This window comes from Methylobacterium sp. WL18, assembly GCF_008040015.1.
In the GTDB taxonomy this organism is placed as follows: Bacteria; Pseudomonadota; Alphaproteobacteria; order Rhizobiales; family Beijerinckiaceae; genus Methylobacterium; species Methylobacterium mesophilicum.
In genome coordinates, this window is the sequence record NZ_VRVD01001032.1 from 1 (window position 1) to 1057 (window position 1057).

1 protein-coding gene is annotated in these 1057 nt (G+C 69.7%); it reads right to left on the bottom strand.

The window, feature by feature from the left end; genetic code table 11:
* A partial coding sequence (locus tag FV228_RS30670; RefSeq protein ID WP_147857849.1) for an MdtA/MuxA family multidrug efflux RND transporter periplasmic adaptor subunit occupies window positions 1-1057 on the bottom strand: 1057 nt, incomplete at both ends.

The following is a 1057-nucleotide window of genomic DNA, read 5'->3' on the forward strand; positions in this document are numbered from 1 at the left end:
GGCTTGTCCCCCGCGCCGGTGACAGCGCCGGTCGCGCCCGCCGCCTGCGCGCCGTCCGTGATCCGGACCTCGGCGCCGTCCTTGAGCCGGTCGGTGCCGTCGGTGACGATCCGGTCGCCCGGCTTCAGGCCGGAGACCACGACGGTGTTGGTCCCGTCGGTCTCACCGGTCTTGATCGGCCGGACCGTGACCTTGCTGTCCCCGTCCATCAGGTAGACGTAGGTGCCGGGCGTGCCCTGCAGCAGGCCGGAATTCGGCACCAGCGTCGCGGCCCGCACCGTGTCGACGGTGAGCTTGGCGTTGACGAACTGGTTCGGGAACAGCTCCTCGTCGGCGTTGTCGAACTGCGCCCGCAGCTTCACCGTGCCGGTGGTCGTGTCGATCTGGTTGTCGACGGTGTCGAGGGAGCCGAGCGCGATCTGGTGGGCGTCGCCGCGGTCGTAGGCGCGCACCGCGAGCTTGGCCCCGGCCCGCACCTGGCGCATCACCCGGGCCACGTCGTCCTCCGGCAGGGTGAAGATCACCGAGATCGGGTGGAGCTGGGTCACCACCACGATCGCCGTGGAGGCGGCCGAGATGTAGTTGCCCTGATCGACCTGCCGCAGGCCGACCCGGCCGTCCACCGGCGCGGTGATGTGGGTGTAGGCGATATTGAGCTTCTGCTGGTCGACCAGCGCCTGGTCGGCCGCCACCGTGCCCTCGTTCTGCTTGACCAGGGCGGCTTGCGTGTCGACGTTCTGCTTCGAGATCGAATCCTGCCGGTTCAGGGTCTGGTAACGCTGGAGGTCGAGCTTCGAGTTCTGCAGCAGCGCCTGGTCGCGGGCGAGCTGGCCCTGATACTGGGCGAGCAGCGCCTCGTAGGGCCGGGAATCGACCAGGGCGAGCTCGTCGCCGGCCTTGACGGTCTGGCCCTCGCGGAACTTCACCGCCATCAGGTAGCCGCTGATCTGCGACTTCACCGTCACGGTGGCGAGCGGCGTCACGGTGCCGAGGCCCTGGAGCACCACCGGCATGTCGCCGGTCGTCACCGGGGCGACGCCCACCGCCTGCGCCATGT